This is a genomic window from Pseudomonas sp. TREG-RG-20F-10-E-6-01 (assembly GCF_022662455.1).
Lineage (GTDB): Bacteria > Pseudomonadota > Gammaproteobacteria > Pseudomonadales > Pseudomonadaceae > Aquipseudomonas.
Genome location: NZ_JAKNQP010000046.1, coordinates 1 through 385 on the forward strand (window position 1 = coordinate 1; position 385 = coordinate 385).

Consider the following 385-nt stretch of genomic DNA (forward strand, 5'->3'; position numbering starts at 1 on the left):
TCGCCCCAGCGGGTCGTAGACCATCCTGACCACGCAGCCATTTTCATTAAGCACTTCAACCAACCGGCTTTCTGCGTCATACACAAACCGCTGCACGCCGCGCTTGGCGCTGCGTTTTTCGATCATCCGTCCAAACGCATCGTAGCGATAACGCTTGTCCTGATACGTCAGCAGCTTGTTATGCACCACTAACCCGGCGCCCGCCTGCGGGCCGTCGAGCAGGTTGGCGGCGGCATCGTAGGCGAAGGTTTCGCGCTGGCCGTGCAGGTTGTCTTGGCTGGCGATGATGCGGCCGGTGGCGTCGTAGTGCAGCAGTTGACGGTGTTGTGCCGCGGGTTGCTGGTCGAGTTTGCCGATCAGGTTGTCGGCGGGGTCGTATTCGAAC

Annotated in this window: 1 protein-coding gene; it reads right to left on the bottom strand. The window is 60.8% G+C overall.

Features of this window, described 5'->3' with window-relative positions; genetic code table 11:
* Positions 1–385 (bottom strand): hypothetical protein (locus L8K08_RS30205; protein ID WP_242201994.1); only part of this gene is annotated, 385 nt, incomplete at both ends.